This is a genomic window from candidate division KSB1 bacterium, assembly GCA_034506255.1.
Lineage (GTDB): Bacteria > Zhuqueibacterota > Zhuqueibacteria > Zhuqueibacterales > Zhuqueibacteraceae > Coneutiohabitans > Coneutiohabitans thermophilus.
The window spans coordinates 110987-131694 of the sequence record JAPDPX010000001.1 but is presented as its reverse complement, the minus strand read 5'-3'; the positions used below and the strand labels follow the sequence as shown (position 1 = coordinate 131694).

Below are 20708 nucleotides of genomic sequence, written 5' to 3'. Positions count from 1 at the left end.
TCAGACGGCGTTATGAGAATTGGCAGGTTCGACAGGCGCTAGCCTGGGACTATTGCGATCAACGCTGCGCAAAATACCTGGTTCAACAGGCTTTTTCCCCAACAAACGTTGATACCGAGAAATGACTCTCTCAGGAGCAAAAAGGTCGATCGCCCGGCTGCGGACATGATGGCTGAGCGTTTCGATTTGCTCACGATTATCCAGCAGTTTTGCAAAGGACTGCACAAATTCCTGCCAGTTTGCTCCGGCCACAAGGCCCATGCCTTCGCGATTGATCAAATCATCCGGATCCAATTCATAAGACAATACCGGCACTTCTCTCAACCAGGCCTCGATCATCGAGTTGGGAATGCCATCACCACAGCGGCTGCTCGTGTTGATCAAGAGAGAGGCTGTACCCATGAGCTCCAGAAGCGCATCGCGATCAAGCCAATTCAAATGACGAAAATTGCAGACCTGGGCAAGGCGGCAAATTTCTGCGGCCCATTGGTCTGTTTTAGAAATCGGACCGATCATGCGGAACGCCACGTTGCTGGTCTTAAAGGCATCAACCAGTTTGAAGAAGAGTTCCGGCCGTTTTTCCCGTGACAACCTGCCAATCCACAACACTAACAGCGGGTCGGCCTTCTGAAACGGTCCGGGCGGCACTTCCTGCATGGAATAGATGACATTACCTTCACGCTGGAAGTGTTTTGCCAACGCCTTTTGCTGGTCCTTGGTTTGGTTGACCAGGAAAGAAGCCTGCCGAATGCCACGGGCATAGGCAAGGTCTTCCAACGCGCCCTTTGTCATGCGGTAGAGCCTTCTGAACGGTTGGACCTTGGCCCGTTTTGCCTTGCTGGTGAATTTCCACGGATCACAACCGTCTTCACCGTTGGAGGCCCAAATGAATTCGGCGCCTTGCTCTGCAGCATAGGCTTGCGCCACAGCCACGAGCCAGGAGCGGCCCCTGACATAAATGAAATCGGGGGCGAGTTGCCGCAACGCCTGTTTCACCTCCCGCCAGAAAAACAGAAAGGGTGCAATTGCACTGGTTTTCACGAAACGAACCGTCATGCCCTGGTAGCCGGGCGGAACCGTCGCCCCGGGCAGGGCCGAGGCCACCACGAAGCTGACCTTCATCCCGGCTTGGTAAAATTGTCTGGCCAGATTGTAGTTCTGCAAATGCGTGCCGGTCCAACCTGTCGAGGTTGGTGAGTAGAGACTGTCTTGCAGGAAGCAAATATGCGCAGCCTGCGGCATCATGGCTTGAGAATCCCGCATTCAGTTGTTCTGAGGTTGGTGATATTGCCACCAGGTCAGCAGGAACAGAATAGCCCACAACCGGCTTTGATGGTTGCGCCTGCCGCTTTCATGCTCCCGCGCCAGTCTCATCACAAAGTCCCGGTTCAAAACTTTTTCAATGCCGCGCGCTGCCCGCCATTTCTGCTCCAGCAACGAGACCGGCGAAATCTGGCGGAACCAGTAGCGCAGGGGGACGCTGAAGCCGCGTTTGGGCCGGCTGGCAAGCTCTTCACCGAGCAGCCGGGCGGCCAGCCGCCGCAGCGGATATTTCAATGAGCGTTCATGCAAAGCACCATTGCGGGGCACGCGCAGTACGCTGCTGACCCGCATGGCCAGCGCCATCATGCGCAGATCCAGCATTGGAACACGCACCTCCAGGGAGGAAGCCATGCTGGCACGGTCGACCTTGGTCAGCCCATCCTCCGGCAAATAGCTGTTGATGTCGATCCATTGCATGACCTCGAGCAAATCCCGGCCGCTTTCCGCTTCGGCAGCCAGCCCGCCGAGATAATCCGGCGTCGCACAGGCCACATAAGCTTCGGATGACAGAAGCCGCCGCAGGCTGCTGTCGTTGAAATAGAGCTCCAGGCCGCGAATAAAGCGTTCCAGAGGGTGCTGAGCGTGATAGGCGAGTGCGGGCCGCTTCCACTGGAAGGGCCATGCGAGCGTACCAATGGCAGCCAGAGCGCGCAGCGTGCGCTGCCCCAAGCGAGCGAGCTGCTGCTGGTGGAGCAGGGCGGACAGATAGCGTTTGTAACCGCCCCACAGCTCATCGCCGCCGTCGCCGGAGAGCACGACCTTGACGTGTTGCCCGATAATCCGGCAGAGATGATGGGTGGGCAGGGCCGAACTGTCGGCAAAGGGCTCGTCGTAAATGGCAACCAACCGGTCCAGTTCCTGCTCAATGTGGCGGCTTTCGAGCAAACCAACGTGATGCTCCGAGCCGATTTTTTGGGCGATTCTTTCCGCTGCGGGTGATTCGTCATACTCCGGCTCGGGGAACGCCATGGTGAAGGTGTGAATCGCCCGGTGGGAGACACGGGAGCCAAAACAGGCCACCAAACTGGAATCAATGCCACCGCTGAGAAAGAAACCGAGCGGGACGTCGCTGATCATGTGATCCTGCACGGCGGCAGCAAGCTGCTGTTCGAGCAGTTCCAAACACACGGCTTCATCATGCAACGGCGTGTCGGCAAACGCGAACCGCCAATAGCGGCGCGGTTCGAGACGCTCCAGTTTTTCCCAGCCAATCTCGAGAAAATGCCCGGGGCGAAGTTTACGGCATTCCCGATAAATCGTGTGAGGGGCGGGAATGTACCCCCACCGCAAATAGAGACCCAACGCCTGCCAATCGAGCGCGAGTTGCCGGTCGAGGGCGGCGAGCAGGCCTTTGAGCTCCGAGCTGAACAGAAATCCCTGCGGCGTGAGGGCATAGTGCAGCGGTTTGATGCCGGCATGATCGCGTGCCAGGAAGAGCTTGCGTTTGTCCTGCTGCCAGATGGCGAAGGCGAACATGCCCTGCAAGCGCTGCAGACAATCGCTCCCCCAGGTGAGATAGGCGTTCAGCACCACTTCCGTGTCGGATTGGGAATGAAAGCGGCAACCGTTTTTTTCCAGTTCGAGGCGCAACTGAGGGTAATTGTACACCTCACCATTGTAAACAATCACCGCCCGTCCATGATAATCTTTCATCGGCTGCGTGCCACCGGCGAGATCAATGATGCTCAGGCGGCGATGACCGAGCCACAGACGGCCATCACAATCGCTGAAATGACCGCTCCCGTCCGGACCGCGATGGCGCTGCGCATCCGTCATGGCGAGGATCATTTGCTGATTGATGGGGGTGTTGGAGAGAATTCCGGCGATGGCGCACATGGCGCTTTTATCGTGAAAACAGATAGATCGAACAGGCCCCTTCACCGCGCGGTTCATCACGAACCAGACGTAAACCGTGTTTACGACAGAAAGCTTCGACTTCCTTCTTGCTTGCGACCTCATAGGGCAGGCCGCCAAGCCAGTCCAGGAGATCATGATAGGAATTCATGCCTCGCGCTTTTTTTTCGTTCCAGGTAAAAGGGTTCCTTCCGGAAAGTGCGCGATTTAGCATTCTTCTGGCGATGATTCTCGCCACCATTAACCGCTTTTGCAGGTCATTGGCTGCATTGTAGCGGCGCTTGAGTGCCAAGTGGGATGCATAATTCGGGCCAGCGGTGTACAGCGAAAGCCAGAGTTTTCCATTATCAGCGATCAGTTTGGTGCAATTATCAAGGGCGTTCCACATAGCACCGGTATGATGCAACACACCCCAGGCATAAACGATATCAAAGCGCCCAAGGTTGAAGATAAAATTCTCATTCAAGATCGATCCCTGCTTGATTTCCCAATTCGCCGGTGTGCCGAATTCTCTGCAAAAAAATTTTGTGGCTGCGATACTATGCACATCTACATCGATGGAAAGGACCCGCGTTGCTCCCAACAAAAGAAAAGCCAACGAATGCAGGCCGGTGCCACAACCAATGTCAAGAACAGTTCGTCCAGCAACCCCGTCTCTGCCCAGCCACTTCTCAATGTCCTTCACAGCCAACTCTATCGCTTCCTGCTGTGTTCGTGTCTTAAAAAGTCTCTCGTTGAAGGCCTGCCAATTCTCACCAAATGAGAACGTAATCTTGTCTTTCTCCAACACCGATGCTTTCACTTTACTTTTCTCTTTATGCATCTCAATACCCGTTGACTAATTCACCACCTTGGTTATTTACATTCTTGTGAAGCAAACCGGCAAAGCAGTCATTCAGCATGCGGACATGCTCTTGAATGGTGAGGCCGAGAGCCTCGAGCGACTGACGGGCTTGCCGGCCGATGCGCTGACATTCCTCCCGGCGGGACGACAGCTCACGAATCAGCTCGCACAATTCTCCGCCATCGGCGACCAGAAAGCCATTTTGCCGGTGGGCAATGATCTCACCGGTGCCACAGCCCTCTTTGAAAACAACAACCGGCACGCCGGCAAACATGGCCTCCAATGCCGCGTTGGAAAAGGCCTCATTGTCGGAGGGCAGCACGAAAAGATCACACTGGTTGAGCACCTCATAGGGATTGTGCTTGACTCCCAGAAACTCCACGGCGGCGGCGATGTCGAGAGCCCGGGCCAGTTGTTCGAGCGACGGCCGCAGGTCGCCGTCACCGGCGATCAACACCCGCAGATGGTAACCGGCATGCACCAGCGGGGCAACAGCTTGCAGGAGACGATCCAGCCGTTTTCGCGGATCCAGGCGGCCAATAAAGCCGAGAGTGAACGGCTCATTCTTTCGTGCGCTCTTGCGGGCTTTTTCCAAACGTTTTGTTTCATGCGTGACATCCAGGCCGTTGCGTACGATGAGAAATTTCTCTTCCGCGACTCCATATTCCCGCCGGCCAACAGCTTTCAGAAAACTCGAATTGACCAGGATCAAAGCGGCGCGGCGCCGCAGAAAGTTGACGAACAACAGCCAGCGAATCAGGCGCCGGCTCCGCATGGCGAGATACTCGAGAGGGTGCCGCAGGGCGGAGCGTGCTGGTTGCGGGCATGTCATTTGGTTGAATGTCATCGCGGGCCTTGCGGGCGTTGACCGCTGGGCGCGCTGAAACGGCCGGGGCGCACTCATTTGCAGGCCGGAGAGGCGATAGATGACGGGGCGCCTGGCAAACCAAAGCCCGAGCAAAAAGGGAATACGCGGGCTGTGCAAAAATGCAAGGTCATGTTGACGGGCCAGGCGCAGGGTTTGAAGGGCCGCCCACAGACTCATTTCGCCGGACGATCGCAGGCTGACGACATGAACCCCGGGGTGTCTGCGAAGCGCCTCATAATTCGGCCCGGCCGGATTTTGAAATACGACGGTCACGTGATGGGCGAACTGACGGGCTTGCTCCCCCGCGATCAGCACGATTTGTTTCTCGCGGCCGCCCATCATGCCGCTGCCGATAAAATGAATGATGCGCCAGCCATGAGGGCGGCCAGCCCGTCCAACACATCCGCCTGCTGCCGCCGTGGACGCTTCTTGCTCCTGCCCGTCTGGTGTTTCCTCAGACATTTCTAAAAGCCTGATTGGCAAGGACAAATCCCCGCTGGTCATTGCACGTGCCCGGGATGATATTGCGCCATTTCACCGAGTCCCACGCTGTACGGTTGGTGGCGGGAATAAAGGAACTCGAACGCCTGCTCCATGCTCTGCAAGAGCCTGCCCACTTCTGCCTCATTTTGGGCATACGGGCTCGTGCCCGGCCAAAACTCGACATTGTGGAACATCATGTTCAGCACCAGGGGCGAGCCGGCCGGCTGCTGCGCCACCAATTCCTCCACCAGGTTCTGCAGCTCGCTGCCGGTCGCGAAAGTGGGCCGAAACCAGCGGTTCCATTTCTGCACTTTCAACACCCGGCCCATCACGAAACTCTGGCAGCGATTCAGGGGATTCAAGCGACGCAACAGAACGCCGGGGAAGCGCTGCCAAAAGCGGTTGTGCACGGTTACCGGCACTTCGAGAATGCGCAACGTGCCGGGTTTGCGAAAATCTTCCCGGCTGGGGAAATATGGTTGCAGTGGTGCGCCCAGAAAACTGACGCCGTGGGAGACGTTCGCATGCCAGGCCAAATAGGGCGTCACGCTGGAATCAACGCGATAGCCCAACTCCTGCAGCAGGGACAGCGATTGCCGGCCGATCCCGAAGCGGCCGGCGCGGAACGAAGTGGGCGCATAGCCGAAAACCCGCGTGAAGGCCAGCGTGAGATTTTCGAGCTTTTGCCGCTCGATCGCCGCCGGATATTGCGATTGAAAGGTCGCGGTCATTTCCGCCTGCCAGTCGGCCAGCGGCTCGACGTATTCGCCATGCAGATGTGTTCCCAGCTCCACCTTGTCGCCCAGGTGCTGCAACGTGGCCGCCGCGGCGGTGTCGGCAATCACTTCGGGACTGAGCAGGTAGGTGGGTTTGATGCCATAACGCTCGAACAGAGGTTGCAGACGTTCCGGGATGGCGCGGGTGACAGCTTCGAAACGCATCGGCTTCTGCACACGCCAGCGCGGGCCTTTGTCGCACTCGGTGTCGATGGTGACCAGCAGGTAGATCATTTCCCGGCCACTGCCATGACATATTGCGCGTGTTGCTTCCGCCAACCGAGCTGGATCAGCATGTTCTCCACCGGATATGCCAGCATGGCGGGCAGACGTTTGCGCAGGCGGCCGGGCAGGCGAATGATGCCGAAAACGCGGCAGTGACGAAACCCGGCGCTTTGCAGCAAAGTCGCGATTTCCTCCTCGGTGAAGGCCATGCGATAAAGCCCGCTGCCGAGATGGTTGCTCTCCTCCTTTGGTTGCGGTGGTCGAATCCAGCCGCCCCAGCGGTAGGCGCTCAGCACCAACAAACCGTCCGGCACCAGCAGCGTGTGAAAATTGCGCAGAGCCTGCAGGCGTGCTGCCGGTGTCGGCAGGTGTTGAATGGTATCCAGACACACCACACGGTCGAAACCTGCTTCAGCCGGACAAAAGCGGGTAATGTCGGCGGCCTGTGTCTGGATGTTCGACACGCCGGCCTGCCGGGCCTGCTCTTGCAGCACGGCCAGACTGGCGGCGGAAAAGTCACTGGCCAGAATCTGCAGTGTGGGATGCCGTCTGGCCACTTCCAGGGTATAGAGACCGACGCCGGCGGCGGCATCGTAAAGCCGCAGCCCGTTTCTGATTTTGAGGGCATGCAGCAACAGACCGGTTTGTGCCTGCATCCAATACTTGCCGCGATGGGATTTGATGAATTCGGCGTAGCTTGCGGCCTGGGCATCACGCAGCCGGATCTCTTCGAGCTGGGTTGGGTGCGAACCGTCCAAAGTGTCAAGCGACGCCGGTGTGGGAACGATATTTGTTGAGCAATCCATAGAAGCCGGTTTCTCTGAGCCAGCGCAGTTGAAAGTTGAGACGGAAGGAGCCGGTCCAGCGGGTCTTGTAGTCCGAATCGCCACGCATGAAGTTGAATTCCTGCATGCCCGTTTGAAAGCAGCGCTTCATAACTTCGGCGAGCAACACCTTGGAAGGTGACAATTTTTCAAAGGCGGAATCGAAGCCGATATTCCAGTAATAAAACACCCGCTGAAACACGAAGCCGAGCACGAAGGCGGCCGGCTTTTGATCAATCAGCAGGTAGAACAGCCGAATCGCCCCCAGGCGGTTGAGGTTTGTGATCATTCCGGCAATGAAGGCACGATAGCGTTCATCCGCATAGTAAGATTGCCGGCCCTTGCGCTGCTGACTGCAGCCGTGCAGATGATGAATGATGGCAAGCTCGCGGGGAATATCCTGCAGTGGGGACTCCACCACCTGCCATTCCCGTTCACGCAGATGGTTGTACAACCGCCGCAGGTCCTGCTGCACGAAACTTTTGCTGGTGGTCGGGAGATATTGTTCCCACGTTTTGTCCTGCATGTCAACGTAGTAGCATTTCGTCTGCGGTCGGATGCTGGCGTTTTTGCCGGCCAGCAGCTCACGCAAAACCGGCAAATTCGGGGAAGTTTCGGGGATATTGTGCAACAGGATTTCGGCCCAGGCGTCCTCGCGCTCCAGGGTGGCAAGGATGGCCTGCAGGGCTTCCGCACGGTGGCGCGTGATGATGAAGTCCGCGAAATCGGACTCCGGATCGCCGAGGAAAAGCAACTGGCGATAAGGCAGCATGCCGCGCAAACGCCGGCGGCGAATTTGCAGGGGGGCAAAACCGATGGTTTCGCCGCCGGCACGCAGTCGCAGCACGAACAGCCGGCCCGGCGGCAGCAAATGAGTCGCCCAGCTCATCAACCACTCATGCCGGAGATGAATGTTTTCCGAACCGGAGGCGGCCAACACGCTGTTCCACTCCGCATGCACACTTTGCAACTCACTCATGGTTCTGATCCGCCCGACCTGGATCATGCCGTCACCCCGCCGAAAAGACGACGGCGAATGGCAGCGAGGACCACACGATCGTCGTCATCCAGACCAAGAACATACAGGCAGCCGCCATAGAGCAACCACAGCAGCAGCAACAACCACAGCCAGGACTGCGGCAGGCTGCCGAATGAAGTGGCTGTGCGCAACAGAACAACGGCGGCGGAGCTGGCGCAAGCCGCAACGCCGAGCTTCCACAGACTGGCCTGCAAGGGATGGATGCGCAGGAAGTGATGCACTTCGGCCAGACGCAGCAGATTGACCGCGAGGGTTGCAGTGGCGTAAGCCACTGCCGCGCCGATGATGCCTGCCTGCGGGATCAAGGTGAGATAAAGGACGACACTTATCACCGCAATGACGAGGGAATTAATCAAATTGACCAGCGGGCGGCCGATCATGGTCAAAACCTGCCCGGCCATGCCGAAGATGTCAGCAAGCAAATTGCCCGCGCTGAGAATGAGCAGAACCAACGTCGCCCCGTGAAACTCTCTGCCGAATATGCCCAAAATCGGTTGATGAAACAGCACGATCGTCAAAAAGACCGGCAGGCTGAGGCTGGCGGTCCATTTCGTCACGGTTTTGTACAGGCCCGCCAATTCGGTCACCCTGCCCCTGGCGTTGAGCTCGGCGACCACCGGGCCGAAAATCTGCATGATGGCGGTGTGCGGCATGTAAATCAACGGTTGCAGGCGCAGCGCCACCGCGTACAGCCCCACCTCTGCCGGCTGGCAGAACATACCCAAAAACAGGATGTCCAGTTGAAACGTGTGCTTGTTGAACAGGCTGGTGGCGAACAGCGTGCCGGAGAATTGCCACAATTTTTTCTTTTCGCTGGTTGCCGGCAGGCCGGGATCGCGCAGCCCTGGAAACACCTTGACGAGAAAAAATCCCGCCAGCATCAGAATGACCAGGTCCTGCAGCAGGCTCGAGGCCAGCGCCGCATAGAGCTGCAAACCACAGGCGAGCAGGGCCACCAGAGTGAGCAGCTTCGTCAAGTTTGCAGCGACGGAATTGGCCAGCACGGCATGGCCCTGCTGCTGCAGGCCATTCAGTGCCGCCAGGAAAATGCTGTAAACCGCGGTGAACAGAACGGCGATGCTGGCAAAGCGAAAGGCGTGGGCATAGCCGGGCTGTTTGACAACATGGCGGCAAAATGGCTCTGCCAACACCGCCAAAGCCAGCGCCAAAACTCCGCCGACGAGGAGTGCAATCTTGAGCGAGAGCAGGATTGCGCCTTTGGCCTTGTCGAGCCGGCCTTCGCCCTTGTAACTGGCGGAGAAACGCGTGAGCATGCCGGCGAAACCGAGTGTGGAAAGATCTGCCAGGGTGCCGGTCCAGTAGGTCGTGAGGGTGTAGATGCCATACAGCTCTGCTCCCAGGGCGCGGGTGGTGATGATGCCGCTGAGCGGTCCCAGCACCTGGCTGAGCAACTGCCCGCTGGCGGTGAGACCGGCGTTTTTGGCGATTTTTTTGAGGTAGAAACTGGTTTCGCTCTTCTCCGTTGAGGTGGCTGGAGGCAATGTCCCGATAATAGACACAATGGATTCGAATGAAAAAGGGCGCGTCACGAATGACGCAGGATTGAAAACAACCTGGACGGATTCAGAGGTAGTGCCTCACGTCCGCAGTACATTCCTGCGAAAAGCATAGATGATCAGGTTTTTACTGGCATGCACTTGTTCGAGAAAGGAAGGGTCAAAGTGCAGCGTTTGACCATACTCCAGATCGACAAGCACATAATCGACCGACCACCTCTCCAGGATTGCGCGGGCTGTCTGAGAGTCATCAGTCGAATAAAATTGCGCAATGTCCTCCCGCACCCGTTTCAGAGCCAAACTATCAGCGACTCGGATGATAGAGAAGCGCTCGCCTTCGGATAAAACCATGTTCTCCGAGAAAGCAGAGTAAAGATAGAAAATGTTTTCCTCCCGCCCTTCTTCGGAATATTTGAAACGGTTGCTCATGATCACCTTGAAATCGTTGTCGCGCGCGGTGATCAATTTCTGCAGACCTGCGATTTTATCTTGTGGCACCTTCAAGGTGACCTCGGAACGCAATCGAAAAAAGGTGTACAAACCACCGGCCACATAGAACAAACAAAGGCCGGCAATCAAAATTGCACTCACCCTCTTGTGATCAAACAAATGCGCGAGAGTTCTGGCCATCAGAAAGGACAAACAGACAGCTCCAAAGCGATGAAAATACATTGCATTGTAAGCATCCAACGAAGGCGTAATCAACAATGTGAGGAGTACGCCGACAATCCCACACAGCCACAAAAGGCTGATGCCGTCTGCCCGCCTTTGTAAATCTCCGGGAAGATATCTGAGAGAAAGCAGTCGGGGACCAAACTCAACAGGCAGATAGATGATGAGGATTCCCGCCACGACCAAAAAGGGCAGAAATGGCGTTTCGGAGAGATGTAGCAGCTCCCTTCCCAGCGGGGATGCCAGCGGGAAAAGAGCTGGATTGAAGCGTAGCGAGGCAAGAGAGGTTTGCTGCAGAGCCATGAGAAAAGGGGAAGAAATTGCCAGAGCGAAAGCCCCCATGGCAGTGTAAATGAATGTTCGCCGCCGGAGAATCTCGATTGCCGCGAGTATCATCAGGGCCAGACCCAAAACTAGAAAGGTGCTGACTTTGAAGCCGGAAATCGTTCCGATCAAGAAGCCGGCCGTGACGATTGCCGCAGCACCATGGCGGTCCCCTCTGAGATGGGAATCATCATTCCTGATCAATGGCAAAAGTGGGAAGAAAACAATGAACGCAGCACTGTATGATGGACTGCTCAAATAGGCTGAGGTAATTTTGGGACCAAGAAAAAGGTAATCCAACGAGGCCAGGTGCAATGTCTGTCCGAGTTTGACTGCGATTGAGGCATCATCCATAAAAAGTGCCAACAAAGCAGCAAGCAAACCCATCTTCCGACTTCGGAAAAGGGTGGAGCCACTGACGTAGCCGGAATAAAGCAGGAAGAAGAAAGTGTAAATTGGCAGGAATTTGAAAAAAACGATGTCGGTATTCAGGCTGCAGAGATTGGAGGCCAGTGCGGCAAAGATGTATATGAAAAAGTGATAGGTAAATTTGAATCCGTTCTGATGAATATCGCCGAAGTCGAAATCCTTCTTCATGTAGGCTGCGTTGCCCAAATGCCAAATTCCCTCCACTCCGGCTGTGCCGTAAAAACAGAGTTCTCCGCCATGAACGGTCGCATTTTTGGCCAGTCCATTGGAGACAAGTATTGCGAGCAAAGCGATGGCGAGCAGCACCGAGAGCTCGGACGATCGAATCAGATTCAATATTCTCTGCAGCAGGCCTGAGACTCGCCATTCTCCATGTTGGAGCCTTGTCATGCGGTTCCAGAGAAAAAAGAGACTCAGGGCCACAATCATGTAAACACCGGAATAGTAGGGAAGTCTGAATTTGGCATTGAGCAGCCAGGAGAAATAGCATAGACCAGACAGACCGATGGCATTTGCAAGTACAAATTTCGACTTTACAGTAGCTCCCGGCAGTGACAGGGATGATACCGCCAAACCACCCGGAAGGATAACCAGCAAAACAACGAACGCTGAAAATACGAACAAATCCCCAGGCGAAAATTGATAAATCGCGGCGAATACGGCGACCACTGCGATGTTCACTGCGATCAGGATAAGATTCGCGATGCCGACAACCGACGATTGTCTTTCTGAAAATTTTGCTGCCGCCACGATTGGCAGTTCTCTTTTGTCACTCATGGCTTGCCGGAATTCTTTTGGCCAGCGCCAGGATCGACGTCCCCATCGGGAGCTGAACCCGCCGGGCGATCAGATGTGCTTCCTGTGCCAGCAGAAAATGGAGGACTTCATTGATCACCGGCATGACGCGAAGCTCACGATGGGCGAGTTCCGCTGTGCCCGTTGCACTCCCTCCCCCGCCATTCCTGGAAGTACCGGACAATTTCCTGCCCAGCCACAAGATGGGGAACAGGCTGAACATGAAGTAAGTGGCATAGTCGATCTGAAAACCGGCCTGCCTCAGCTTGTGCCCGAGTTCGTCAAGTGTGTATCGCCGGCAATGCTGTGAGGCCTCGTCGAAGTAACTCCACAAAGAGGGACAGGCCGGAACGGTGAGGACCAGGCGGCCTGCCGGCGCAAGATGTTCGTGCAACAGGCGGAGCACGCCAACGTCATCGGGCAGGTGTTCCAACACATCGAACAGGCCCACCACTTCGAAACGTTGCCGCAACGGCGAGGCATTGAGGTCGCCCTGCACCAGGGCACAGGCGGTGCGGCGGCGGGCATATCGCAATCCTTCTGCGAACAAATCCATCCCGATCACGGAGCCCTGCGAGCAGATGCCGCTGAGCATGCTCAGCACATAGCCGGTGCCACAACCCACTTCCAGCACACGATAGCCGGGTGCCAGCGCCGCAGTGATCTGGCGCATGACGGTCGCCAGGATGCGATTGCGGGCGCGAAACCAGAAATGCCGGTCTTCCACCGCAAATAAAGGCTCAAAATGGGCCGGGTCGTAACTTTGATGGGTATCCATCTGAGAAGTGGCAGGGATCATTTTTGTGAGATGGTGGTGCGATGCAGCAAACCAATGAAGGTGCCGGTGGCTCAGGGTTGCGGCATGCCTTCCAAAGCCACAGTGGTCGTGCCCCGGACTTTTGCGGGCTTGCGCGTCGCGCGCGGGGTTTGATGCCTGGGCAACATGTCGCTGCAACGAAATTCACGAACCGCCGCGACCACCCGCAAAATCTCCTCCGGCGTCATGCTGTTGAAAAACGGCAGGCGCACCAGTCGGTCGCTGATTTCCTCCGTCACCGGGCAGACGCAGGGCCGGTCAAGCCAGCGTGCCGCCATCGGCGAGCGGTGCAGCGGGAGATAGTGAAAAACCGCCAGAATAGCGCGTTCCTTCAGGTGGGCAAGGAAGCGCGTGCGCGTGGCGAGATCCGGCATGAGCAAATAGAACATGTGATAGGCCTGTTCGCAATGCGGTGGCACCACCGGCAGCCGCACGAGATTCTGTTCCGCCCATTCCGCCAGCAGCGAACGATAAAGCTGCCACAACGCCCGGCGTTTGTTTTGAATGTTTTCGCGCTGTTCGAGCTGCGCCAGCAAAAAAGCCGCGAGCAAATCCGAGGGCAAATAGCTCGAGCCGATATCGACCCAGGTGTACTTGTCCACCTGGCCGCGGAAGAAACGGCTGCGGTTGGTGCCCTTTTCGCGCAGGATTTCGGCGCGCTCGGCGTATTGCAGGTCGTTGATCAACAGCGCGCCGCCCTCGCCGCAGGTGAAGTTTTTGGTCTCATGGAAACTCTGGGTGGCCAGCGCACCAAACGTGCCCAAATATTTGCCGCGATACTTGCCGAACAGGCCGTGGGCATTGTCTTCGACCACGGGAATGTGATGGCGCCGGGCAATTTCCATGATGGCGTCCATTTCACAGCCCACGCCGGCATAGTGCACCGGCACGATGGCGCGCGTGCGCGGCGTGATGAGGCGCTCGAGTTGTGTTTCATCCAGGTTCAGGGTGTCGGGGCGAATGTCGATGAACACCGGCCGGGCGCCGCGCAGCACAAACGCATTCACGGTCGAAACAAAGGTGAAGGAGGGCACGATCACCTCGTCGCCGGGCTGGATGTCGAGCAGATGTGCGGCCATTTCCAGGGCGTGGGTGCAGGAGGTGGTCAGCAGAACTTTGGGGACGCCCAGTTGCTCCTGGAGCAGGGCGTGACATTTCCTGCTGAAGGCGCCGTCGCCGGAGATGTGGCCGTTGGCGATGGCCTGGGCGATGTAGGCCTGCTCGTTGCCTTCAAAGCAGGGACGGTTGAAGGGAATCAATGGGTTCGGCATGGATCTCCCCAAATGTAGTCGGGTGCCTGCGGTCCGGTCATGAACAACAAATCCAAAATCGACACCTGCGGGTCAAAGGGTGGGTGAAGCTGCGGATAGACAGGGTAATCGTAGGTCATGTATTCCAAAGTGATGCCGCGCTCACGGAATTTGTGTTCTTCGATGTATGCACGTGCCGAGGGGCCGCTGAGATAGGAAGTGGCGCCGACTTTTTCCAAAATGGCCAGCAGGCGGTCGGTTTTGCTGCCCGTGACGTTGAATTGCGAGGCGCGCAGGAAGCGTGTGCGTTCAATGCCGAGCGCGCGTGCCAGGGCAATGGTCAGATCAATGGTCAGGTCGGCCAGCAACGCGGGGCGCCGCTGAAAATGCGCTTCCAGCAAGGGTGCGTATCGGGCATGGAAGGGTGCTTTGCCATACGCATGCTGGAGGGTAAGCAAATGCTTTTCATGCCAGTTTTGCTGCCAGTCTATCGCGATGCGGTTGAGCGGGGTGTGATGGATTTGACAACCGGCCGCATGAACGGGGATGGTGAGCCAGAGGCTGCCGTGCGCTGATTTGATGCGATTCCGGTTGCGCCAGCCGCGTTTGTCATATTGCACATCATCATAAAAGACGAAAACGTCCGCCTTTTGAATCTGGTGAAAGTAGCCACGCCAGGGAATGTAAGAGGGTTGCAGGATGACGCATGTCATGGTCGCTTCTCGGAGGTGGGCAACAGTTCGCGTTCAATCAGGAAAGCTGCGCTCAACTGCCGGTGAGATGGGCAATTCACCATAAACACCGTTCGTCACCCATAGCCTGCCGGCTTGATCGCGGCTGATTCGGCCTTCAGCATACCAGGCGAGCACCTGCAGAAACATCAAACGCAAGTACCCATAGAGCCGCGCCCCGAGTGCGGCGGGGCTCTCCTGTTGCCGCACGCCGGTGAGGCACTGGGCGATGATGGCACCGCTGTCGACTTCGACATCCACTTCGTGAATGGTGGCACCGGCATACTTCACCCCCGCCCGAACAGCCTGCTCCAGCGCGTGCATGCCTTTGAAGGCCGGCAGCAACCCCATGTGGACATTGATGATGCGCCCGCGATACTGAGCCACCAATTCAGCAGGCAAAATTTTGTCAAAGGTCAAACACAGCAAGTCCAGTTCGCTCGTCGCGCAAATGGCGGTGATTTGTTGTTGCACGCGTTCGCGTTCCTGCCTGGCAAGTCGGTGAAACGGAATATCCCTCTCACGGGCGAGGATTTCCAGATCGGCAGCGGCCTTGTAATCGGCCAACAGCAGGGCGGGTCTGATCCCCAGCGTCTCCGCGTGATGTAATGCGGCTTTGCAGAGATGACCGCCACCGGAAACGCAAAAGCCAACGCGCAGTTTGTCAGCCATGGCGGGGCTCCTCCCCGGCAGACACGGCAGCGGACGTGTGGCGCTCCGCTTTCGCAACTTGCTTGACGACATAGGTGGGCTTTTGAATGCTGCGCGTGAACATGCGGGCCAGATATTCACCGATGATGCCCAGTGCAAAAAGTTGTGCCCCGCTGAACAGCGAAATGATGGAGGCAAGAAACGGAAAGCCGGGAATGCTGCCGCGCACAAAAAAGCCCACAATGACATACAGAAAGACAACGATGCCAAAAAGGGTGAAGCCAAAGCCCACCAGGCTGGCGAGGCGCAACGGTGCCGTGCTGAAGCCGGTTAAAATCAACATTGCCTGATTGAACAGTTTCCAAAAAGTGTAATTGGATTTGCCCGCCTGTCGGACGCGATGTGAGACCACCACACAGGCAAATTTGCCGGTTCCCCAGGACAACAACAGATCGAGCAAAACGTAGGGGCTGGCGTAATCGGCAAAGGCGCGGCACACCTCTGCCCGGATCGCGCGAAAGGCACTGATATCGCGAATTTGATGATTGCCGAGCGTGCTGGAAATCGTGGTTTTGGTGAGACGGGAAAGCAGATTTCGCAAAACAGAATGGGATTCTTTCGCCGGCGTGCCATAAACCACATCATAGCCCTCCTGCAGCCGGGCGAGCAGTTTGGGAATTTCTTCCGGCGGGTGTTGCAGGTCGTCATCCATGGTGATGATCACCTCGTAGCGCGCCGCACGGATGCCGCACAGCAGGGCGTTGTGCTGGCCGTAGTTGCGCATCAGGTCGATCGCCACGATTTCGTGGTGCTGTTGTGCCCAGCCCGCAGCCACCTGCCAACTGTGGTCGCGGCTGCCGTCATTGACCAGGATGATTTCGTGGCGCGCCGTCAGCGCCGCGAGCACCGCCTGCAGCCGCGGCAGCAGGAGCGGCAGGATTTCCGCACTGTTGTAGACCGGGATCACCACCGACAGGCCGGGCGGAACGGCCGGAGAGGGGTGCGGTGCCGCACCGGCTGCTGCCTGGGCGGCGGTCCTGCCGTTGCGCAACGCGGGCGCGCCGGCGAGGCGGTCGGGAACAATTGGATTCATGTTGCCACCGGAGAGGGTCGCAGAAATTTCAAACCACGGCCCACGATCCCGAACAAGAGACGGGCGGGCCGCAGCCAGGGATAAAGCGGTGCGGGCAGGAGCGGTGATTGCCAGTAAAAAAGATCGCTTGAGGTCGGCGTGGTGAGCCGCCGCAGCAGGAAGCGCAGTTGGTCGCGCCGGCGTTCGCGTGCGCGCAGCAGGAAGAGAATGCGCTCGGCCACACCCGGGTCCCATTCTTCCATCATCGGAAACAGGCGATGGCGGGCATGATCGGCAAGTTGCGTGACGACGCGATCGGCTGCGATCTGCTCGCGCAGGGCGGCAGGCAGCGGTGCGGCCAGCAGACGGTGCGCCAAATGGAGCCCGAGATGCACGAAGCGCAGGCAGCCGGTAGCGCGGGCGCGTGCCGCGAGATCCTGCCAGGCGAGGCGGGGATGCGTGCGCAGCAGCTCCGCCACGTCAATGATCCAATTCAAACTCAGCCATTGATGCTTGCCGCCGTGCACGCACAGGGCGAGCAGCAAATCCTCCGGCGCGAGCTGGTGCAGCGGAATGCCGGCCAATACCTGCGGTTGCAGCCGCGGCAACATATCGGCCAGCGCGAGCGGCACGGCGAGGTAATTGCGGTTGAAGGCCCAGTGCAAATCCACCTGCAGGCCGGTACTCTCCTGCACGAAAGTGGAACCGGATTCGTAGCGCAGGTAAACCGCCTCCTGGGCTCGATTGAGTGGTTGCAGGGGACGGAAGCCGAGCCTGACGAGCACGGCTTTGGCCTGTGGCAAAGCATGCGGGGTCACCAGCACATCCAGGTCTTCACATTCACGCAAAGCCGGATCACCATAAACCGCCGCCGCCAGGGCGGGGCCTTTAAAAGGAACCGCGATCACACCGTGCGCTGCCAACGCCGGGAGCAACTGCAGCAGTCCCGCGGTTTGCAGCAGACTTTGTTGCGTCTGCCGTTTGGCCTGCTCCTGCAGATGGGCGAGGACCGGCGGTGGCACGGCGGCCGCGAGAGGTTGAAGCTGGCGGAACAACAGCACAGTGATGCGATGCCAGGCGGCCTGCCACAGCACGTACTGCCAGTCCAGTTTGCGGGTGAGCAGAAAAGCCAGGCGCTCACGGGTGGCGGCATCTGCCTGCACGCGGCTGCAGCACAGCAGCAGCGAGTTTTCGTGGCGGCGGGGATCAGGCCAGAGCGTCATGCGGTGACCGCCTCGCCGGTGCGATAAGACTGCGCCTGGGTGGCGAAGAGTTCGGCATAGTTGCCGGATTGCGACAGCAGTTGTGCGTGGGTGCCGCTCGCCACGAGGTGGCCGTTGGCAAGCACATAGATGCGATCCGCGAGCCGCGCAGTCGCCAGGCGGTGGCTGATCAACAGGGTGGCGCGATCGGCGGCGATTGCGCGCAGGTGCTGGAAGAATTGCGCTTCCGCGCGGGCATCCAGACTGCTGGTGGGCTCGTCGAGCAACAACAGTTGTTTTTGGCGCAGACAGGCGCGGCTGAGAGCGAGCTTTTGCCACTCGCCGGTGCTCAGCTCCTCCCCTTCTTCAAACCATTTTCCCAGGAGCGTGGCGGGGCCGGCGGGGAGTTTGGCGATCACGCGGTCGGCGCCGGTTTGCCGTGCCACCGCCGCAATGCGCTGATCATCGGGCGCCAGGGTGATCTCGCCCAGCCAGATGTTTTCCCGCGCGCTGAGATTGTAACGCACATAATCCTGAAACAGGACGCCGATCTCGGCCCGCCAGGCGGCGGGATCGTACTCGCGCAGATCGACCCCGTCGAGGGTGATGCGACCCGCAGTGGGATCATACAGCCGGCAGAGCAGCTTGATGAGCGTGGATTTGCCGGAGCCGTTTTCGCCCACCAGCGCCACGATTTCGCCGGGTCGCAGGCGCAGACTGATGTCGTGCAGGGCGGTGCGGCTTGTGCCGGGATAGCAAAAGCTGACGCAATGAAACTCGATGCCGGTCTTGAGTGGTCGCGGCAATGGCCGGGGCCGGGCGGGAGTTGTAATCGCCGGCTGCAGTTCGAGAAATTCGTGGAAGCTGGCGAGGAAGAGATTGTCCTGATAGATGCCGGCCGCGGCATGCAGCAGGTCGCGGAAGTTTTCCTGACCGCGCTGAAAGGCCTGCCAGTACATCACCAGCGCGCCCGGCGTGAGCGCGCCGGCGAAGGCCTGTTTGACCAGCAGCGTGACCGCGCCGAAAACCGCGAGGATGGCGAGCGCCTGCGGCCCCAGCTCGGCGAGCATCGCCTGGCGGCTGAGGGCCAGGCGTTCGCGGCGGATGTGCGCGCGCAATTCACGAAAGCGGCTGATGAACAAGGGACCGAGATGAAACAGACGAATTTCCCCGGCGAATTCCCCGGCAGTGAGCAGCCAGTGATAGGAATAGGCGCGGCGCTCATTGGCCGTCCAGCGCTGCTGCCGGCGAAAAGTCTCCCTGGCGTATTTCACGCGCACCATCAGGCCGGGCAGGGTGGCGGCGAACAGGATGGCGGCGAGCAGCGGATGAAAGGCGAATAACAGGCCGGCGAGCGCCAGCAGCGAGAGGCCGCTCTGTCCCGCCTGCAGCAGACCGGTGACGATGCTGAGCGGCCGGAAGGGCGCGTCCTCCTGGGCGCGGTGCAGCGTGTCATAGTAGCGCGGGTTTTCATAATAAGCCAGATCCAGGGCGACGGACTTGCGATGCAGGCGCTGATGGATGTGATCGGCAACCACCTGGGCCTGCGCTTGACTGACGAAGCTGCCCAAAGCACGCAGCACTTCGCTGAAGAGCGTCGCCGCGGCTGCCCATCCCACCCAGAGGAAAACTTGCCGCAGTGCCGCACTGCGGCTGGCGCCGGTGATCGCCTGGGTGACGGCGTCAAGAATCTGTTTGGTGAGATAAAGGCTGAGCAGCGGCATGAGGCTTTGCAACAGCATCAGCGCAAGACCGGCGAGCGTCCAGCCGCGGCTGCATTGCCAGACCAGGCGCAGGGCGCGATCGATACGCCATGCCTGCTGCTGCCAGATTGGCCGGGATTCCCGGTTGCTGCTCACGACTCGCTCCAACCAATGGCAAGATCTCCCAGGCGGACGAGTGCCGACTGCCAGTCGGGAAAATCCCGGGGAAAAGTCTGCACCAGTTCGTGCGCCAGGTCGGCGAGCGTTGCCCTGCCCTCCATGCGATTCAGGATGAATTGCATGATCCGGCCTTCCTGATTCAGCCGCGGGACGAAGGTGTGGGCGCGTTTGCGAAGCTGATGCGGTGACAGCGGCTCGCCCCAGAGAGAGGATTGCCGGAATTCGGTCATGCGACTGCCGCGCTCATTGCCCGAATTGATGCGGGTGTGCCACTGCCAGACATAATCATCCTTGACGAGATTCGCCTGGAGCCTGACGGTGAGATGATCGCCGGCAGCGAGCGCCACCGGTTGCGGCCAGGGGAAAAAGGCCTGGCCGTAGATGGTTTTCGGCTGACCGGGCGCATTGGAGAAGCCGATGCCGGGGCTAAGTTCGGCATCGAACCACAGGCACAGGCCGTGTGCCGTGCCGGACTGGGTCACGCGCCAGCTCAGTTCGCCACTGACATGGGGACTGGTGAGAGTGTGGTAGTTGAGGGTGGCCCAACATTGCGGCGCGGTGAGCAACTGACCGGGCTGGAACTGGGCGCGCTGCCAGAGATTGGCGAGCAGGCGCTGGCACGGCTGCGTATCCAATCCCAACAAATCCTGCTGCCAGGGTTGGAAATGGCGCTGATACAGCTCGGGCGCGGTGATCACGGCGGCCCACAGCGTGTCGCGCCAGGGCAGCAATGTTCCGCCGGGCGCCAGCAGGCGCTGGCGTGCATCCACCAGCGAGGGGAGATGCTGTTCGAGCAACGGCAGCACCCCGCGCAGGTCCGAGATGATGACATCGGCAGCCTCCGGAAGCACGGTCTTGGTGGAAAGTTGCTGCAGAAAAGTAATGCGCTCCTGGCAGCCATTGACGACGGCCAGTTCGGCAGCCACCGCGATGGCGTTGTTGGTCTCCAGGGCATAAACGCGGCGCGCGCCGAGTTTGCAGGCAAGCAGCGCAAAGATGCCGGTGCCGGTGCCGATATCGAGCACCACCGCACCGGGTTTCATGGTCTGGCGCAGGGCCTTGCTGTAGGCCTCGAAGCGCACCCGGTCGGCGATCATGTCGCCGTAGTCGAACAGGCTGTACATACGGT

At 58.6% G+C, this 20708-nt stretch carries 17 protein-coding genes; all 17 read right to left on the bottom strand.

The window, feature by feature from the left end; all coding sequences use genetic code 11:
- The 17 genes from ONB52_00540 to ONB52_00460 all read right to left on the bottom strand — a co-directional run bounded on the left by ONB52_00540 (position 1) and on the right by ONB52_00460 (position 20703).
- Entirely contained in the window at positions 1 to 1245 is a 1245-nt protein-coding gene (locus ONB52_00540; GenBank protein ID MDZ7414625.1) for a glycosyltransferase family 4 protein, read from the bottom strand.
- A gap of 18 nt (positions 1246 to 1263) precedes the next feature.
- Complete coding sequence (asnB, locus tag ONB52_00535; GenBank protein ID MDZ7414624.1) at positions 1264 to 3159, bottom strand: asparagine synthase (glutamine-hydrolyzing); 1896 nt, start codon at positions 3157 to 3159, stop codon at positions 1264 to 1266.
- Positions 3160 to 3166: 7 nt separating this feature from the next.
- Complete coding sequence (locus ONB52_00530; GenBank protein MDZ7414623.1) at positions 3167 to 4000, bottom strand: class I SAM-dependent methyltransferase; 834 nt, start codon at positions 3998 to 4000, stop codon at positions 3167 to 3169.
- Position 4001: 1 nt separating this feature from the next.
- A complete protein-coding gene (locus tag ONB52_00525; GenBank protein ID MDZ7414622.1) occupies positions 4002 to 5231 on the bottom strand; it encodes a glycosyltransferase in 1230 nt (409 codons plus the stop codon).
- 158 nt (positions 5232 to 5389) lie between these two features.
- On the bottom strand, positions 5390 to 6382 hold the full coding sequence (locus ONB52_00520) for a hypothetical protein (protein MDZ7414621.1): 993 nt from the start codon (positions 6380 to 6382) through the stop codon (positions 5390 to 5392).
- Positions 6379 to 7131, bottom strand: a complete 753-nt coding sequence (locus ONB52_00515) for a class I SAM-dependent methyltransferase (GenBank protein MDZ7414620.1) — start codon at positions 7129 to 7131, stop codon at positions 6379 to 6381. Before ONB52_00515 ends, ONB52_00520 begins: the two co-directional genes overlap by 4 nt.
- A gap of 4 nt (positions 7132 to 7135) precedes the next feature.
- Positions 7136 to 8176 carry a GNAT family N-acetyltransferase gene (locus ONB52_00510; protein ID MDZ7414619.1) on the bottom strand — a complete coding sequence of 347 codons (1041 nt, stop codon included), beginning with the start codon at positions 8174 to 8176 and terminating at the stop codon, positions 7136 to 7138.
- 23 nt (positions 8177 to 8199) lie between these two features.
- Positions 8200 to 9756, bottom strand: coding sequence for a flippase (locus tag ONB52_00505; GenBank protein ID MDZ7414618.1), 1557 nt, complete (start codon positions 9754 to 9756; stop codon positions 8200 to 8202).
- Between the two features lie 78 nt (positions 9757 to 9834).
- The gene (locus ONB52_00500) at positions 9835 to 11955 is read right to left on the bottom strand and encodes a hypothetical protein (GenBank protein MDZ7414617.1); all 2121 of its coding nucleotides are present in this window, start codon (positions 11953 to 11955) and stop codon (positions 9835 to 9837) included.
- Positions 11948 to 12751, bottom strand: coding sequence for a class I SAM-dependent methyltransferase (locus tag ONB52_00495; GenBank protein ID MDZ7414616.1), 804 nt, complete (start codon positions 12749 to 12751; stop codon positions 11948 to 11950). The genes ONB52_00500 and ONB52_00495 overlap by 8 nt, the downstream gene beginning before the upstream one ends.
- Positions 12752 to 12822: 71 nt before the next feature.
- The gene (gene rffA, locus ONB52_00490; GenBank protein MDZ7414615.1) at positions 12823 to 14061 is read right to left on the bottom strand and encodes a dTDP-4-amino-4,6-dideoxygalactose transaminase; all 1239 of its coding nucleotides are present in this window, start codon (positions 14059 to 14061) and stop codon (positions 12823 to 12825) included.
- On the bottom strand, positions 14046 to 14753 hold the full coding sequence (locus ONB52_00485) for a WbqC family protein (GenBank protein ID MDZ7414614.1): 708 nt from the start codon (positions 14751 to 14753) through the stop codon (positions 14046 to 14048). Before ONB52_00485 ends, rffA begins: the two co-directional genes overlap by 16 nt.
- A 33-nt stretch (positions 14754 to 14786) precedes the next feature.
- Complete coding sequence (locus tag ONB52_00480) at positions 14787 to 15443, bottom strand: formyltransferase family protein (protein ID MDZ7414613.1); 657 nt, start codon at positions 15441 to 15443, stop codon at positions 14787 to 14789.
- Positions 15436 to 16515 carry a glycosyltransferase family 2 protein gene (locus ONB52_00475; protein MDZ7414612.1) on the bottom strand — a complete coding sequence of 360 codons (1080 nt, stop codon included), beginning with the start codon at positions 16513 to 16515 and terminating at the stop codon, positions 15436 to 15438. The genes ONB52_00480 and ONB52_00475 overlap by 8 nt, the downstream gene beginning before the upstream one ends.
- Positions 16512 to 17717 carry a nucleotidyltransferase family protein gene (locus ONB52_00470; GenBank protein ID MDZ7414611.1) on the bottom strand — a complete coding sequence of 402 codons (1206 nt, stop codon included), beginning with the start codon at positions 17715 to 17717 and terminating at the stop codon, positions 16512 to 16514. Before ONB52_00470 ends, ONB52_00475 begins: the two co-directional genes overlap by 4 nt.
- Positions 17714 to 19555 (bottom strand): ABC transporter ATP-binding protein/permease, encoded by a 1842-nt coding sequence (locus ONB52_00465; protein MDZ7414610.1) that lies wholly within the window; start codon positions 19553 to 19555, stop codon positions 17714 to 17716. Before ONB52_00465 ends, ONB52_00470 begins: the two co-directional genes overlap by 4 nt.
- Positions 19552 to 20703, bottom strand: a complete 1152-nt coding sequence (locus ONB52_00460) for a 50S ribosomal protein L11 methyltransferase (protein ID MDZ7414609.1) — start codon at positions 20701 to 20703, stop codon at positions 19552 to 19554. The genes ONB52_00465 and ONB52_00460 overlap by 4 nt, the downstream gene beginning before the upstream one ends.
- Between the last annotated feature and the right edge of the window lie 5 nt (positions 20704 to 20708).

What these genes read in the sequence shown, in the direction of transcription:
- ONB52_00485 (MDZ7414614.1), bottom strand. Translation starts at nt 14,753, where the DNA reads ATGACATGCGTCATCCTGCAACCCTCTTACATTCCCTGGCGTGGCTAC.
- ONB52_00480 (MDZ7414613.1), bottom strand. Translation starts at nt 15,443, where the DNA reads ATGGCTGACAAACTGCGCGTTGGCTTTTGCGTTTCCGGTGGCGGTCAT.
- ONB52_00540 (MDZ7414625.1), bottom strand. Translation starts at nt 1,245, where the DNA reads ATGATGCCGCAGGCTGCGCATATTTGCTTCCTGCAAGACAGTCTCTAC.
- ONB52_00460 (MDZ7414609.1), bottom strand. Translation starts at nt 20,703, where the DNA reads ATGTACAGCCTGTTCGACTACGGCGACATGATCGCCGACCGGGTGCGC.
- rffA (MDZ7414615.1), bottom strand. Translation starts at nt 14,061, where the DNA reads ATGCCGAACCCATTGATTCCCTTCAACCGTCCCTGCTTTGAAGGCAAC.
- ONB52_00495 (MDZ7414616.1), bottom strand. Translation starts at nt 12,751, where the DNA reads ATGGATACCCATCAAAGTTACGACCCGGCCCATTTTGAGCCTTTATTT.
- ONB52_00470 (MDZ7414611.1), bottom strand. Translation starts at nt 17,717, where the DNA reads ATGACGCTCTGGCCTGATCCCCGCCGCCACGAAAACTCGCTGCTGCTG.
- ONB52_00530 (MDZ7414623.1), bottom strand. Translation starts at nt 4,000, where the DNA reads ATGCATAAAGAGAAAAGTAAAGTGAAAGCATCGGTGTTGGAGAAAGAC.
- ONB52_00500 (MDZ7414617.1), bottom strand. Translation starts at nt 11,955, where the DNA reads ATGAGTGACAAAAGAGAACTGCCAATCGTGGCGGCAGCAAAATTTTCA.
- ONB52_00475 (MDZ7414612.1), bottom strand. Translation starts at nt 16,515, where the DNA reads ATGAATCCAATTGTTCCCGACCGCCTCGCCGGCGCGCCCGCGTTGCGC.
- asnB (MDZ7414624.1), bottom strand. Translation starts at nt 3,159, where the DNA reads ATGTGCGCCATCGCCGGAATTCTCTCCAACACCCCCATCAATCAGCAA.
- ONB52_00520 (MDZ7414621.1), bottom strand. Translation starts at nt 6,382, where the DNA reads ATGATCTACCTGCTGGTCACCATCGACACCGAGTGCGACAAAGGCCCG.
- ONB52_00525 (MDZ7414622.1), bottom strand. Translation starts at nt 5,231, where the DNA reads ATGATGGGCGGCCGCGAGAAACAAATCGTGCTGATCGCGGGGGAGCAA.
- ONB52_00510 (MDZ7414619.1), bottom strand. Translation starts at nt 8,176, where the DNA reads ATGAGTGAGTTGCAAAGTGTGCATGCGGAGTGGAACAGCGTGTTGGCC.